General features: G+C 60.3%; 15 protein-coding genes. 7 read left to right on the top strand and 8 right to left on the bottom strand.

From position 1 onward, the window contains the following. Nucleotides 1-62 precede the first annotated feature (62 nt). The 3 genes from QQJ86_RS03420 (at nucleotide 63) to QQJ86_RS03410 (ending at nucleotide 3257) form a co-directional block, all read left to right on the top strand. The gene (locus QQJ86_RS03420) at nucleotides 63-665 is read left to right on the top strand and encodes an LON peptidase substrate-binding domain-containing protein (RefSeq protein ID WP_284319509.1); all 603 of its coding nucleotides are present in this window, start codon (nucleotides 63-65) and stop codon (nucleotides 663-665) included. Between the two features lie 171 nt (nucleotides 666-836). After that, nucleotides 837-1655, top strand: coding sequence for an SDR family oxidoreductase (locus QQJ86_RS03415; protein WP_284319508.1), 819 nt, complete (start codon nucleotides 837-839; stop codon nucleotides 1653-1655). 258 nt (nucleotides 1656-1913) lie between these two features. Next, entirely contained in the window at nucleotides 1914-3257 is a 1344-nt protein-coding gene (locus tag QQJ86_RS03410; protein ID WP_284319507.1) for a sigma-54 dependent transcriptional regulator, read from the top strand. Nucleotides 3258-3358: 101 nt separating this feature from the next. Here QQJ86_RS03410 and QQJ86_RS03405 read toward each other — a convergent pair whose 3' ends face one another. The 6 genes from QQJ86_RS03405 to QQJ86_RS03380 form a co-directional block, all read right to left on the bottom strand. After that, a complete protein-coding gene (locus QQJ86_RS03405) occupies nucleotides 3359-4705 on the bottom strand; it encodes a hypothetical protein (RefSeq protein ID WP_284319506.1) in 1347 nt (448 codons plus the stop codon). 48 nt (nucleotides 4706-4753) lie between these two features. Continuing rightward, nucleotides 4754-5701 (bottom strand): hypothetical protein, encoded by a 948-nt coding sequence (locus tag QQJ86_RS03400; protein ID WP_284319505.1) that lies wholly within the window; start codon nucleotides 5699-5701, stop codon nucleotides 4754-4756. 10 nt (nucleotides 5702-5711) lie between these two features. Beyond that, nucleotides 5712-6368 (bottom strand): C39 family peptidase, encoded by a 657-nt coding sequence (locus tag QQJ86_RS03395; RefSeq protein ID WP_284319684.1) that lies wholly within the window; start codon nucleotides 6366-6368, stop codon nucleotides 5712-5714. A 193-nt stretch (nucleotides 6369-6561) separates the two neighbouring features. Beyond that, on the bottom strand, nucleotides 6562-7428 hold the full coding sequence (locus QQJ86_RS03390) for a hypothetical protein (protein WP_284319504.1): 867 nt from the start codon (nucleotides 7426-7428) through the stop codon (nucleotides 6562-6564). Nucleotides 7429-7462: 34 nt separating this feature from the next. Beyond that, nucleotides 7463-8122 carry a hypothetical protein gene (locus QQJ86_RS03385; protein WP_284319503.1) on the bottom strand — a complete coding sequence of 220 codons (660 nt, stop codon included), beginning with the start codon at nucleotides 8120-8122 and terminating at the stop codon, nucleotides 7463-7465. A 10-nt stretch (nucleotides 8123-8132) separates the two neighbouring features. Beyond that, nucleotides 8133-8672 carry a hypothetical protein gene (locus QQJ86_RS03380; protein ID WP_284319502.1) on the bottom strand — a complete coding sequence of 180 codons (540 nt, stop codon included), beginning with the start codon at nucleotides 8670-8672 and terminating at the stop codon, nucleotides 8133-8135. A 356-nt stretch (nucleotides 8673-9028) separates the two neighbouring features. On the opposite strand from QQJ86_RS03380, the gene QQJ86_RS03375 reads away from it, so the two are divergent. Both QQJ86_RS03375 and QQJ86_RS03370 read left to right on the top strand, forming a co-directional pair. Then, nucleotides 9029-10246 (top strand): acetylornithine transaminase, encoded by a 1218-nt coding sequence (locus QQJ86_RS03375; RefSeq protein ID WP_284319501.1) that lies wholly within the window; start codon nucleotides 9029-9031, stop codon nucleotides 10244-10246. A 25-nt stretch (nucleotides 10247-10271) separates the two neighbouring features. Then, the gene (locus QQJ86_RS03370; protein WP_284319500.1) at nucleotides 10272-10691 is read left to right on the top strand and encodes a VOC family protein; all 420 of its coding nucleotides are present in this window, start codon (nucleotides 10272-10274) and stop codon (nucleotides 10689-10691) included. Between the two features lie 49 nt (nucleotides 10692-10740). Here QQJ86_RS03370 and QQJ86_RS03365 read toward each other — a convergent pair whose 3' ends face one another. Beyond that, on the bottom strand, nucleotides 10741-11607 hold the full coding sequence (locus tag QQJ86_RS03365; protein ID WP_284319499.1) for an ion transporter: 867 nt from the start codon (nucleotides 11605-11607) through the stop codon (nucleotides 10741-10743). 5 nt (nucleotides 11608-11612) lie between these two features. After that, nucleotides 11613-12896, bottom strand: coding sequence for a glutamate-1-semialdehyde 2,1-aminomutase (gene hemL / locus QQJ86_RS03360; RefSeq protein WP_284319498.1), 1284 nt, complete (start codon nucleotides 12894-12896; stop codon nucleotides 11613-11615). 226 nt (nucleotides 12897-13122) lie between these two features. On the opposite strand from hemL, the gene QQJ86_RS03355 reads away from it, so the two are divergent. Next, complete coding sequence (locus QQJ86_RS03355; RefSeq protein WP_284319497.1) at nucleotides 13123-13317, top strand: rubredoxin; 195 nt, start codon at nucleotides 13123-13125, stop codon at nucleotides 13315-13317. A gap of 101 nt (nucleotides 13318-13418) precedes the next feature. After that, nucleotides 13419-13589 carry a hypothetical protein gene (locus QQJ86_RS03350; RefSeq protein WP_284319496.1) on the top strand — a complete coding sequence of 57 codons (171 nt, stop codon included), beginning with the start codon at nucleotides 13419-13421 and terminating at the stop codon, nucleotides 13587-13589. Nucleotides 13590-13964: the final 375 nt, after the last annotated feature.

Raw genomic sequence — 13964 nt, 5'->3', positions numbered from 1 at the left:
TCGAGGACTTCATGCACTCTGCCGTGTGCGATGTGCAACGTCCAGTAGATAAGATGTCGGATATGGCGGCCCAATCACCCTTCCTAGATGTGCCTTTGTTTCCCCTCGGCACCGTGCTCTATCCGGGCGGACAGTTGCAGTTGCGCATCTTCGAACCGCGATACCTGGACCTGGTGCGCGAATGCACGCGCAGTGGCACGGCGTTCGGCGTCTGCCTCATTCTGGATGGCGCGGAAGTGGGTGTGCCGGCCCGACCTGCTGCTATCGGTACGCTGGCACACATCGTCGATTTCAGTCATCGCGAGGACGGATTGCTAGGTATCGCCGCCGAAGGTGGCAGCCGCTTTCGCGTATTGCGCACGCGTGCACGCTCGGACGGCTTGCTGCGAGGTGACGTGCAACTGTGGCCGGACGAAACGCCGCAAGCGGTGCCGGTGGAATTCGCCTTGCTGCAGACCATCCTTGAGCGTTTGATTGAAACGATGGGACCGCACTGGCGGCATGCACCGCGTTCCTCTTATGACGATGCCGGTTGGCTGGGCTTTCGGCTGGCGGAATTGCTGCCGTTGGCTCGCGAGGAACAACAGCAGCTGCTGGAGATGACCGATCCATTGCTGCGTCTAACCACTTTGCGCGATATCCTGCCGCGCTTTCAGAAAGCCTGAGGACTTTATGGATGCTCCGATCAATTCTTCGCAGGCATCACCGGCCCTGTCTGTCCGCATGCCTTCGGTCCGTCGGCTCGACAGACGGCCAGTCTGCCTTCACCAACGCCCCTGTGGCCTGCGGACAGGCAGGGCCGGTGACACCTACGCAAAATTGATCGGAGCATCCATATGAGCAATCTTGCCGGAAAAACGCTGTTCATTACCGGCGCATCGCGCGGCATTGGCCTTGCCATTGCAGTGCGCGCTGCACGCGACGGGGCCAACGTTGTTATCGCTGCAAAGAGCGGCGTGCCGAATCCGAAGCTTCCCGGCACTATTTATACGGCAGCGGCCGAAGTGGAAGCGGCGGGTGGCAAGGCGCTTGCATTGAAAGTCGACATCCGCGAGGAAGAAGAGGTGCACGCGGCGGTCGCCCAGGCGGTGGAACGTTTCGGCGGCATCGATATCGTGATCAACAACGCCAGTGCAATCTGGCTTGCCGGTACCGAAGGCACGCCGATGAAGCGTTTTGACCTCATGCATCAGGTGAACACGCGCGGTACTTTCATGGTGACGCAAGCATGCTTGCCGTATTTGAAAAAGGCGAGCAATCCGCATGTGCTGATGCTCTCGCCCCCGCCAGATCTCGATCCGAAATGGTTTGCGCCGCATACGGCCTACACCATCGCCAAGTACGGCATGAGCTTGTGCGTGCTCGGCATGAGTGCGGAATTGGCACCGCTGGGCATCGCGGTGAATGCTTTATGGCCACGTACAGTCATTGCCACGGCAGCTATTGCCATGATCGATGGCGTGAAACCCGAACAATGCCGTCGTCCCGAGATCGTCGCGGACGCAGCGCACGCGCTGCTGACACAACCGTCGAGGCAATGCACAGGGCGCTTTGCTATCGACGAGGATGTCTTGCGTGAGGCGGGGATACACGATTTCGACACCTATGCTTATAAGCTCGGCGAGACATTACTACCCGATCTGTTCCTGAACTGACCTATTCAAGAGCATGCCTGAGGTTGTCATCAGGCCGCCGTCATTCGGCGCTTAAGCTATGCATCTGCGCCGCTCCGAATTGCTGGGGTAGCAGGAGGGTTTTACTTGGTTAAAAAGTGATTACCCGGGAAATTCGGGTGTATATTCCGTGAATGGTGCCGAGTTTTTGGTGCCGGCCGGCCACGGGCGCGGGGGCGAACTCCTGCTACGGGATGTAGCGGGGACCGTGGGCCAGCCATCCTGGAGGGAGGCGTTGCGATGGTTAGCGATACGTGGATCCGCTGTTTAGTGTGGTTCGGGGAGCCGACAAGCATTGAAAGAGCGCGGCTGGCACAGGCAGGTTGGCATACGCGTGTAGCGGATGCGAGCGCACCAGGAGGCGGGGTAGGTATCCGACGAGGCGATACAGTGGTCGCGATGGCGGATGTGCGACATGCCGACATCGAAACCTTGCGCAGCATGGCCATACTCATGGCGGATCATCCGCGCATCCCATGGTTAGCGTTGCTGTCCACCGATACCTCCGTGCAGGCACCGGAAGTGGAGCGCGTACTTCGCGCCAGCATCGACTTTTTCACCGCACCGGTCGACATGCAGCGGCTGGTCGAAACACTCGGCAAGCTCGCAGGTGACGCCACTCCGCCAGTCGCCGCGCATGCCGATGTGCCAGGCATTACCGGCAACAGTCCGGCGATGATGGCGGTGGTGGCGAGCCTGCGCAAATATGCACCCGTGGAACTGCCGGTGCTGATCACCGGCGAAACAGGTACCGGCAAGGAAGTTGCGGCGCGTGCACTGCACAAGCTGTCGCAGCGACGGGATCACCCCTTTGCTGCAATCAACTGCGGCGCATTACCCGCCAATCTCGTGCAATCGGAATTGTTCGGCCATGAGCGCGGTTCATTCACCGGCGCGAATGCGCGCCGCATCGGTCATTTCGAAGCGGCAGCGGGTGGAACGGTTTTCCTGGACGAAGTCGGCGATCTCCCACCGGATGCGCAAATCAGCCTGCTGCGGCTATTACAGGAAGGTACGCTGGAACGTGTTGGTTCCACGCAGTCGATCAAGCTCGATGTGCGCGTACTGGCGGCCACACATGTGGATCTTGAAAAAGCGGTGGCGCAAGGCCGCTTCCGCGAAGATCTGTACTATCGCCTCAACGTCCTGCGCCTGCGCATGCCTGCCTTGCGCGAGCGTGCCGACGACGTGCTGCAACTTGCACAGATTTTCCTCGACAGTTTCCGCAAACAGCACGACAGCCACGCGCGTACCTTCAGCGCACTGGCACGCAAGGCGCTGCGCGATTTCTCATGGCCCGGCAACGTGCGCGAATTGCTTAATCGCGTGCAGCGCGCGGCGGTGGTGGCGGAAGGTGCACAGATCAGCGTCGCCGATCTGGATCTGGAGGATGTGGTGGCGCCGCGTGCGGGACATTCCAGTCTCGGCTTGACGCGCACCTCGGCCGAACGTGATGCGGTGATGGCCTGTCTGCGCGAGACGCGTTTCAATATCAGCGAATGTGCGCGGCGCTTGAAAGTGTCGCGGGTGACCATCTATCGCTTGTGCAAGAAGCATCAGTTGGTGCTGGAAGACCAGCACTGACGTGTACGGCTTCGTAGGCTGGGGTGCAAACCCCAGCATGGTCATGCACACGTGGATCACGATGCTGGGGTTTGCACCCCAGCCCACACGGCGATCAAACGTCAGAACATGTACGGCACCTTGAACGTCAAGGTGAAATTCGGCGCATCCGGCGTCATACCCATGCCGAGCACGGTCACGAATGTGGTGTGCGGATTGAGTGCGTAGGTAAAGCCAAAGTTCAATGTCGCTGCATTCGCCTGACTGCCTATGATCTTGGTCCACGGGCCACCACTTGCGCGCAGCGAGTCCTTGCCATTGATGCGATCGCTGAAGGACATGCTCAAGCTGCTGCGCTCGTTGAAGGCGAAGGCCAAACCCGCGCCGAAGTAGAACACATCGGCCAGGCGCACACTGCCCGGCGTGCTGATCTGCGGATCGGTATCGATGTCCTTGAAGTTACGCTCGAAGGAATGGATATAGCCGACGTTGCCGAACACGATGGCTGGATCCATCGTCTTCACGAACGACGAGCCGAGTGTGGCTTGCCATAAGCCGTTGCCGGTGGGTTGCCGCGTCGGCACGGCGAACTGTTCGTATTGCGAATTGGCCGCAACGTTTACCCACTTGATGCCGTAAGGTGCGCGACCGGTCGGTGCGGTAACACCCAGCGTCAGCACCGTATCGGGCCGACCAGGCGCTTCGGTCAGGATTTTGTAGTTGACGGAGAAATTCACGTCACCCAATCCCTTGCCGGTCGACGTGTGCTCGTCGATGGCAGCCGCTGACCCGCCGGCGCCGCCTTGCTGGTAGTCGGTACTGCGCCCCACATAAGGAATGTCGAGATTGGCACTCAATCGTGGCGTGATCGCGTAACGCCCGATCATGTCGTACGTCAGTGAGTTGGAGTTCACTCGATCCAGTGCGATGTTACCGAGGAAGATTGAGTTCAGTGCCAGGAAGCCGTTGAGCGTAAGTTCGGCGCGGTCGTAATGGTTGTAGGTGACGTCGTTTTCGAACGTGAATTTGCGATTGAAGACGGCGTTTTGTTGCTGCTCAAGCACGTCCTGCACGCTGCGTGTCTGGGCGGATGTACTGGCTTGCACACTTTGCGTGGTGGATGCTGCCTGCGAGCTTTCCACCGAGCCGGCGTTCGCGGTGCTGGCAGCGCCTGAAGTGGCTTCTGCGCTGGCGACTTCCGCCGGGATTGGATTCGTCGAGGTCTTGCCGGTCAGGCGCGCTTGAAGTGCCTGCACCTGCATATCCAACGCGCGCAGCTTGCGTACCTCTTGCGCGTAGTTCACCTTCAGCATCTGCAATTGGCGAACGAGCTCCTGCACGTCCGCCTGATCTTGTGCAGTGGCGGGCGGAGCAGGAGCGGTGGGTGCTCCCTCCGCGAACACGCTGAGGCTTCCAAAAAAGCCAATAAGGCTGCATGCCACCGCAGTGGCGAGAATGGTCTTGCGCATGGCGATAGTCTCCCCTGCATGTTGTGAGAGCGTTGGGCTAGGACGCGCTCAGCGGTTGGAATGACTGAGATTGAGCGATTGCGCGAGGTTGTGCGCGAGCTGCGAGGTGGTTGCGTTGACGGACTGCGTCACCATGCTCACGATCATCTGGTTGGTCACGATCTGGCTGTCGGCAGTCAACGCGATGGTCTGGCCAAGGCTTCCCTGACTGACCCATTGCGACACCGAACCCTGGTCGGCGACGGACAGGTTGACCTGTGCACTGTCGTTCGAATACGTGGACGAGACCGATGCGTTGCCGGCGCTTGCGGCGCGGCCATCGGCGATGCTGGTTCCTGTGGTTGTCGTGGCGACCGTGTTCGTGTTGCTTACATTGCTTGATGACGGATTGCTAGGCGAGAGGTTGGTCGTCGAGCCGCTGACGTTCACCATCGGCCCCGTAACCGCGATGGTGGAAGATGACGTGGCGCCGGCGCTATTGGATGGCGCCAGACTCAGCGTGTTGGAGGCGCGTGCGCCGCTGTTGTTTTGGATGCTCAGGCTGGTGACGTTGCCAGCCGCATTGTGATCGCCGGCAATCTGCACACTCTGTACGAGGCCACCGACGTTGGCTAGCCCGCCGCTCTGCACGCTGCGGCTCACGTTGGATGCCGTGGATGTTGGCGCGGCACTGCCGATCGTGGTGATGGTGACAGTCGGTACGAATGTCACCTGCGGCTGGTTTGCGTTCTTGCTGAAATCCATGCTCAGCGTCAGCGTGCCGCGCAATGTCTGTCCATTGTTGGTCTGCCATGTGGAAATCATCTCCACACCGAACCACAACACCGTGTTGTCGCCGACGACGTAGCGGCCGCGCATGTCGGCGAGTTCCGGATCCGCCACTTCATGAATACCGGGTCCTACGTGGTGGTCGTCGGCCTCGCTGGCCAACGTGGTGCCGCAACGACAGGCAATCGCCAGCGCCAGCGCGGTGAGGAGGAGTGAATGCTTATCCATGGCAAAGCCCTCAGAACAGATCGGCGTGCGTGAAGCCGAAATCGAGTAATTCCGCGTCGGTAATGGCGCCACCTTGGCGGGCGAACAGATTGCGTGCGCTGGGTTTGCTTACAGGCTGCAGCAACACGGTGTGGCGATCAAAGTCACTGCCGATCACCACGAACAACACATGCGACGGCCACGCCTTCATGAAATCGTCGAGCTTCATGGTGCGATTGCCGAGAATCGAGTCGGCCAGCTCTACCTGATCGTCGTGCACCTGCTTGAGCACCACGAAATGCCGGTACCCGCGTATATCCATCAATACGATGGCAGGTACGCGCAGTGTGCGAAGGCGCGCGATGTCGACGCGGTAGCCGCGGCCGCGCATACCAAGCGCTTCTATGTAGTGCTTGATGTCGAGCATGGAGAATCCACGCTGCTTCACCGTGGCGGAATCAGACAGCCCCAACATACCGTCGATGATGACTGTCTCATCGACGTCCAGGTGATAGCCGTAGCGAAGAATCGTCGCGAGCGCTGCGGCGCCGCAGCTGTAATCGGTGTGCTGCCGAACGATGTTCGCAAAACGCAGCTCCTGCATGCTGGCCACGTGCGCGTTGTACTGCGCGCCATTGGGCAGCACACCGGCGAAGCTCACGTCACCGGCATGCGCGCGTGCGCACATGGTGGTCAACGCCAGCGAAATCAGCAGCGTCAAAAATAGAGATCGCACTTCTTAGCTCTCCATGTCCTTGCGAAGGGAAGACCCCCGACCCGCAGGGGACGGGCCGGGGGCTTCCACATGGTGCCCGGCGGCATGTCGCCGGGTTACCGCCCTCATTGCCGTCTTGCGACGGCGCGTTCCTTCCACTACGCCATTACGGGTTGGAGACACCCATGGCGAGGCTGTTGCTCTGCATGTTGCCGGTACCGGCAGCCTGGTTGATGCCGACGTTGCCGCTGGCGTTGGAAATCACCGAGCCCGACAGCGTGGTCGTGTTGGTGGTCGGCTGCAGGTAATAAGCGCAGTTCAGCGCGCCCGGTTCGTTGTCGACGCCATTGCCGGACCATTCCTGCTCCAGCGTCGAGGTGGCCACGGCGTAGCTGACGTTCTGGGCACTGGCGGCGGCGAGCTGGTTGAGCTGCTCGTTGTTGTCGCCGGAGGCTTGGTTCACGCCCAGGTTGCCAGACACATTGCTGAAGGCACTACCGCTGATGGTGGCGCTGTTGGTGGTGCCGTAGTTGTACGTGAGATTACCCATGCCCGATTGCACGGCGAAGGTTTCGGCGTCGGCCATGCTGCCGGCTTGCGACTGAGGATCGCCGCCGCCGCAACCACCGCTGTGTTCGCAGTTGAAGGTGAACCCAGCATCCGCAGTGCCCGAGGATCCTGCGGAGGCCACTGCGGCCTGGTTGCCTTGCGCGTTGTAGTCGCCGGAGGCCTGGTTCACGCCCACGTTGCCCGATGCGCCGGCACCGACGTTATCGGTGATGGTGGAGCTGTTAGCCACTTGACCATTGTTGATCACGATATTGGTGAGCGATGCTTGCGCGGCGCTCGACAAGGCGAGGGCCGCGGCGTCGATCTTGATGGCGCCGTCAAGGTCAATATAGCCGCTGACGTCGATACTCGAGTCGAGCGACACATCCTTGCTGATCGACACGGTTTGCGCGGAGGCCTGTGCTACGCCGAACACGCTCAACACGGTCAGTGCGATCAAAGTCCTTCTCAGATTTGCTTTCATGATGTCCTCTCTAAATGACGGGTGTTGCGAGTTATCAATGCGAGGAAGCCGGTACGGACATCAACAGCACGTTGTCCGATGCGTTGCCGGATCCCGCGACCTGGTTGAGTTGCATCACACCGTTGAACCCTTCCATTGCCGACGGATCGACTGCCACGTTCCGTGTGCCGCCAGCCTGTGCATGTGAGTTCGACGATGGTTGCCCCCCTGCCGACGCAGAGACAGTGGCCGACAGGGTGCCGTCCGTCGCCTCGCGTATGCCTTGGCTGGCCAGCTGCGCGACAACCCCGTTGAGCTGGGTGTTGCCGTTGCCGCTGGCCTGATTGATCGATGCAATGCCGCGCCCGTTGTCATAGGCATTACCGCCGATGGTGGCGCTGGCATGGAGCGATGCATCCACTGCTGCATCGCTGTAGGTGTGTTGCCGCGCCAGGAGCAGAGCCTGCGTATGGCTACCCAGCGCGAACGCGTGCATGTTTGCCTGCAGATTGGCATCGCCTGCGGCGGTGTTCACCGCGCTGATGCCTTGCGCACCTTGCGCGACGTGTCCGTTGATGGTGTTGGAATCCAGATAGCTGAGCATCGCGGCGTAGGCGTCGCCGCTCGCTGTTTGTGCGAAGGTGGACGTTGATAGGGGTGCAACAAGCGAGACACCCACTGCGCACAACATCAAGTGATAAGACATCCGTTTCATGACGCGCCCCTTAGTGACCCGCGCCCAATACAGGAATCTGCGAGAGGGCATTGCTCACCTGGTCGCTGATGTTGCGTGTGCCATCCACCACAGCGCCGCCGCCGGCGGGAGCGCTCAAGGTATTGCTTACCCCATTGCTGCTTGCAGCGCCGGCGCTGTTGCCGCCGATGTTCGTGCCAAGCGCCGTATTGAGTGCGTGCTGCATGCTGTTTTGTCCGGGCATGCTTGCGGTGATGCGGCCAGCATTGAGGCTGGCGATTTCCGCATCGCTGATTTCGCCGGGGCCACTAGCACCGGTGAGTCCATTGACGAGTTGGGGATTGGGTGACGCGCTGACCATCAGCGCCATGCCCGGTGCGGTGGGCGATCGATCAGCCGGGCGCGTGGCCACGTTGCGAGTCACCACTATTTCGCCCGGTTTGGCTTTCTGTGCGACACGAGCGCCATCGGCGGAGGCCAGCATGGGCATCAGCGCCATCAACCAGCCGCCGGTGATGGCAACAACGATGTGTGCATGACGATTCAACTGGTGCTGACGCATGGCGTCCATGGGCTCCTCCTCCAATGTCCCCTTCGCTGGACTAAGGGCAAGTCCCGTGCCATCAGCAAAAAGCCTTGAAAAATGAAGGCTTGGCGAACGGAGGCGGTAGTTTGGAGGTTTGCTAGCCGGTGCAGCAGTGTTACAGCGCGTTCGCGGTCCGTATTGCGGCGAATGGCGTAGCCAAGCGCTTTTTCAGCAGGTGTAACACCTCTGATACACATCGCATCACGGTAAACAACGCCGGAGTATGTTGGCAGGGCGCCGCTTGCTGGCTAGGATGCGGGTTCCCCTTTTTTTGCGTTTCTTCCACGTGGCGTGGCCGCGGCCACGCGTGGGGTCACGCATGTTCACCATAGGAGTCTTCGGTGTCGTCCCTCGTCGATCTCGGCAAGCGTTATTGGTTACCTGTTTACAAGCCGCGCGAGCTAGTGCTCGATCGAGGCAAAGGCGCGCGCGTGTGGGATACCGAGCAACGCGACTACATCGATTTCGGCGCTGGCATTGCTGTGAATGCGCTGGGTCATCAGGATCCGGATCTGATTGCCGCGTTGACCGCGCAGGCGCACAAGCTTTGGCACAGCAGCAACGTGTTCTATACCGAGCCGCCGCTGCATTTGGCGCAAGAACTGGTGGAAGCCTCTGGTTTCGCCGAGCGTGTATTCCTGTGCAATTCCGGCGCGGAAGCGAATGAGGCGGCGATCAAGCTGGTGCGCAAATGGGCGGCGGCGCAAGATAGGCCGCCGGAGCGGCGCGTGATCATCACGTTCCGCGGTTCGTTCCATGGCCGTACTTTGGCCACAGTCACGGCTACCGCGCAGCCGAAATACCAGGAAGGCTACGAGCCGTTGCCCGGTGGTTTCCGTTATCTCGATTTCAACGACGTCGCCGCGTTGGAGGCTGCCTTCGCTGCCGGCGATGTCGCTGCTGTCATGCTGGAGCCCGTGCAAGGCGAAGGTGGCGTATTGCCGGCAGCGCCCGATTTTCTCAAGCGCGTGCGCGAGTTGTGCGACGCGCACGAGGCACTGTTGGTATTGGATGAAATTCAATGCGGCATGGGCCGCACTGGCACATTGTTCGCACACGTGCAGGATGGTGTGACACCGGACATCGTGACGCTCGCCAAGGCGCTGGGTTGCGGTTTCCCGATCGGTGCGATGCTTGCCGGTCCGAAAGTCGCGCAGATCATGCAGTTTGGTGCGCATGGCACTACCTTTGGTGGCAATCCCATGGCGGCAGCCGTCGCGCGCGTTGCTTTGCGCAAATTATCGTCGCCAGAACTGCTGGCCAATGTGCATCGTCAATCTGCCGCCTTGCGCGAAACGCTTGGATCGATTGGCGCGGAGCTTGGCATGTTTTCCGAAGTGCGCGGGCGCGGATTGATGCTTGGCGCAGTGCTCGCTGAGGGCTATCGAGGCAAGGCGGGCGAGGTGCTTGACGTGGCGGCGACACATGGCCTGCTAGTGCTACAGGCGGGGCCGGATGTGTTGCGCTTCGTACCACCTTTGAACATCTCCGACGATGATTTGTCGGAAGGTCTGGTTCGCCTGCTCGCCGCGTTGCGCGCGTTCGTTGGGAAGGCATGACGTCTACCACTCAGGAGTCATCACAATGAAATATCTGCACAGCATGGTTCGCGTGCGTGATCTCGATACGTCGCTTCGTTTCTACCGCGAAGGGCTTGGTTTGAAAGAAACGCGCCGCATGGACGTGCCGCAAGGCAAGTACACGCTGGTGTATCTCGCCGCGCCGGAAAATCCCGAAGCGGAAGTCGAGCTGACCTACAACTGGGGCTCGGAAGAGGACTATGGCTCCGCACGCAACTTCGGCCATCTGGCCTTCGAGGTGAAGGACATTTATGCCGTTTGCGAGCATCTGCAATCGTTGGGCTACACCATCAGTCGCCCGCCGCGTGACGGTCACATGGCATTTGTGCGCTCGCCGGATCTGATTTCCATCGAACTGCTGCAGGATGGTCATCTGCCGCCGCGCGAACCGTGGGCGTCGATGCCGAACGAGGGTGGCTGGTAATCGCGAAATTTCCCCTCCCCTGCATGCGGGGGAGGGCGGCATTGAGCCGTCAGTGCTGATCTTCTTTTGCGGGTAGCTCGGTCCCGCACACCCGGCAATAGCTGGCGTCGTTTTCGTGTTCTGCCTGACCACACCGCGCGCAGGGCAGATACTTGCGCCTTGCACGCATGCTGGCGGCAAGCTCTGCGGTAAAGATGCCGGTGGGCACGGCGATGATGCTGTAACCGATCAGGATGATCAGTGATGTAACCATCTTGCCTAGCGCAGTCTTCGGCGTGATGTCGCCGAAGCCGACGGTGGTCATGGTGACGATGGCCCAATACATCGACGTGGGGATCGAAGTGAAGCCGTCTTCTGGCCCTTCGATCAAGTACATCAATGCACCAAAGATCAATACCAGAGTAAGAATGGTGCAGAAGAACACCAGTACCTTGCGGCGTGCGCGCACCAGTGTGAGCCACAGCAGATCTGCTTCGCCTACGTAACGCGTGAGCTTGAGAATGCGGAAGATGCGCAGAATACGCAGTGCACGCACCACCAGCAGATATTGGCTGCCAACCGCGATCAGGCTGATCCACGTGGGCAGCACGGCAAGCAGGTCGACCATGCCGAAGAAGCTGCGCACGTAACGCCACGGGCGATCGACCACCACGATGCGCATGATGTATTCGAGTGTAAAAGCCACCGTGAACGCCCACTCGAATACATAGAAGATCGCGCCGTATCGTGCGTGTGCCGATGCGACGGTATCCATCACCGCCACAGTGATGCTGCCGAGGATGGCGATGATCAGCAGTACGTCGAAGCGACGTCCCGCTGCATCTTCGTGCCCGAAGATGATGTGGAACCAGCGCGTCCGCCATGCGCTGCCCGGCGCGGGACCGAACTGATCGGTGAAGGGCGAGCGCGTGCGCATGACGGTCAGCCTGCTCGAGCCTCGCGCATCGCAGCGCGTGCGGCATCCAGTGTTGCAGCGATGTCTTCGTCGGTGTGCGCGGAAGAGAGAAAGCCTGCTTCGAAAGCGCTGGGTGCAAGGAATACGCCGCGTTCGAGCATGCCACGGAAGAAGCGGTTGAACATGGCCGTATCCGCTGCCGTGGCCTGCGCGTAGCTGCTTACTCTTTCATGCGTGAAGAACAGACCGAACATGCCGCCCACCCGGTTCGTGCTGAAAGGGACGCCTTCACCATCGGCCACGGCCTGCAGTCCATCGGTAAGCAGACGCGTGCGTGCAGCCAGTGTTTCGTAGAAACCGGGTGCCTGGATCAACTCCAGCATGGCCAGGCCTGCAGCCATGGCGACCGGGTTTCCGCTCAAGGTGCCAGCTTGGTAGATCGGGCCAGCCGGTGCAATCTGTTCCATCAGTTCGCTGCGTCCACCGTAGGCGCCCACCGGCATGCCGCCGCCGATGATTTTGCCGAAGGTGCTGAGATCGGGCTTTATACCGTAGTGTGCCTGCGCGCCGCCGAGTGCGACGCGGAAGCCAGTCATGACTTCGTCGAAGATCAGCAGTACGCCGTGTTGCGTGCATAGTTCGCGCAAGGCCTGCAGATAGCCTTCCTGCGGCGGAATGCAATTCATGTTGCCGGCGACCGGTTCGATGATCAGCCCAGCGATCTCGTCACCGTGTTTGGCAAACAATGTTTGCGCGGCTGCCAGATCGTTGTAGGGCAGGGTGAGCGTGAGATCGGCGTTTGCCGCGGGTACGCCGGGCGAAGTCGGTACACCAAAGGTCAGTGCACCGGAGCCAGCCTTCACCAGGAAGCTGTCGCCATGACCGTGATAGCAGCCTTCGAATTTCACGATCTTGCTGCGGCCGGTAGCGCCGCGCGCAAGACGGATGGCCGACATCGTGGCTTCAGTACCGGAATTGACCATGCGCACCATTTCTACCGATGGCACTAGGCGCGTGATGGTTTCCGCCATCACCACTTCAGCAGGGCAGGGCGTGCCGAAGGACAAGCCGTCGCGTACCGCGTGCTCCACTGCTTCACGCACTTTGGGGTGGTTGTGCCCCACGATCATCGGCCCCCAGGAGCCGACGTAGTCGATATAGCGCTTGCCTTCCACATCCCACAGATAAGCCCCGTCGGCCCGTGCGGTGAAAAAGGGTTCGCCGCCGACGGACTTGAAGGCGCGCACCGGAGAATTCACGCCGCCAGGCAGCAGCTTCAATGCGCGTTCGAATAATTCATGGTTGGTCATGGGCAATGGCTCGATGCTTGATTCAAGATGAGAGGGCTCGCGGCAACATCGTTGCGGCTTGCCTGAGGGGGATGCGCCATTGTCCGGGCGATAGCCGGCATCTGCCAGCCATGACGATCGACTGTGACTTTCTGTCATCACATCGGCGCAACGGCCGATGTGGCCGCTTTCGCATCGACAAAGGAGTTGCGAGAATGTGCTATTCACTTCGATCCAGCGAGTCCTTATGAACCAAGTTTCCACCGACACCACCCTGCGCAAATGGATGTGCGTGGTCTGCGGCTTCATCTATGACGAGGCTGCGGGGCTGCCGGAAGAGGGCCTGGAGCCCGGTACGCGCTGGGAAGACGTGCCCGATACCTGGACGTGTCCGGATTGCGGCGCGACCAAGAGCGACTTCGAAATGGTCGAAATCGACTGATTCGCCGCACGCTGCCTGCAAATCGCCCGATTTCGCCAGCGCGCCGGCTTTTTCCCCTGTTGGAATGTTCCTCGTGCGAAACCCCTCCCCGAGGAACGGCCATGCAGCAATTCATTCCCTTCGAAGACGACTGGGACGCGCTGGAAAAGATGCGCCCCGAGGCACTGATTCCCTACCGCGTTGGCCTTGTGCCAGCGCACGAAGGCGGGCAACTCCGCCCGAATCCTTCTAGTAATGAGGCGCCTGGCTGTGCGCCGGTGATGCCGAACTGATCTTCATCCGGGCGTTGATTGCCTAAATCACCTTAATATGGCGGCGCCGGCCCGCAGCGACCGGCGCCGCCATAGGCTGTTTTTACTGTCGGCATCCGTTGTTTGCAAAAAAGTTTCACAGAGCGCGCTTGTGCCCCTTCCCAGGATCGTTAGCCGGCGCTATGATTTCACCCCCTCCGACGAGATAGCCCTTCCCGGAGGTTCCCTGAAAAACTCCAGTCAACGTTTTCGAAATTAGGTGTTGACGGAAGTGTGAAGAGATGTAGAATGGGCGGCTCACCCGGGACGAAATGCTTCGGGGCGATCTTCAAGAGAAGGTTGCAAGTGATTGATCTTTGACAGTGTGCGCAGGTGACTTGTGTGGGCGCCTTGCGG

The sequence above is a fragment of the Dyella acidisoli genome, from assembly GCF_030160295.1.
Lineage (GTDB): Bacteria > Pseudomonadota > Gammaproteobacteria > Xanthomonadales > Rhodanobacteraceae > Dyella_B > Dyella_B acidisoli.
The sequence above is the reverse complement of the archived record's forward strand: the minus strand, read 5'-3'. Positions and strand labels throughout refer to the sequence as shown.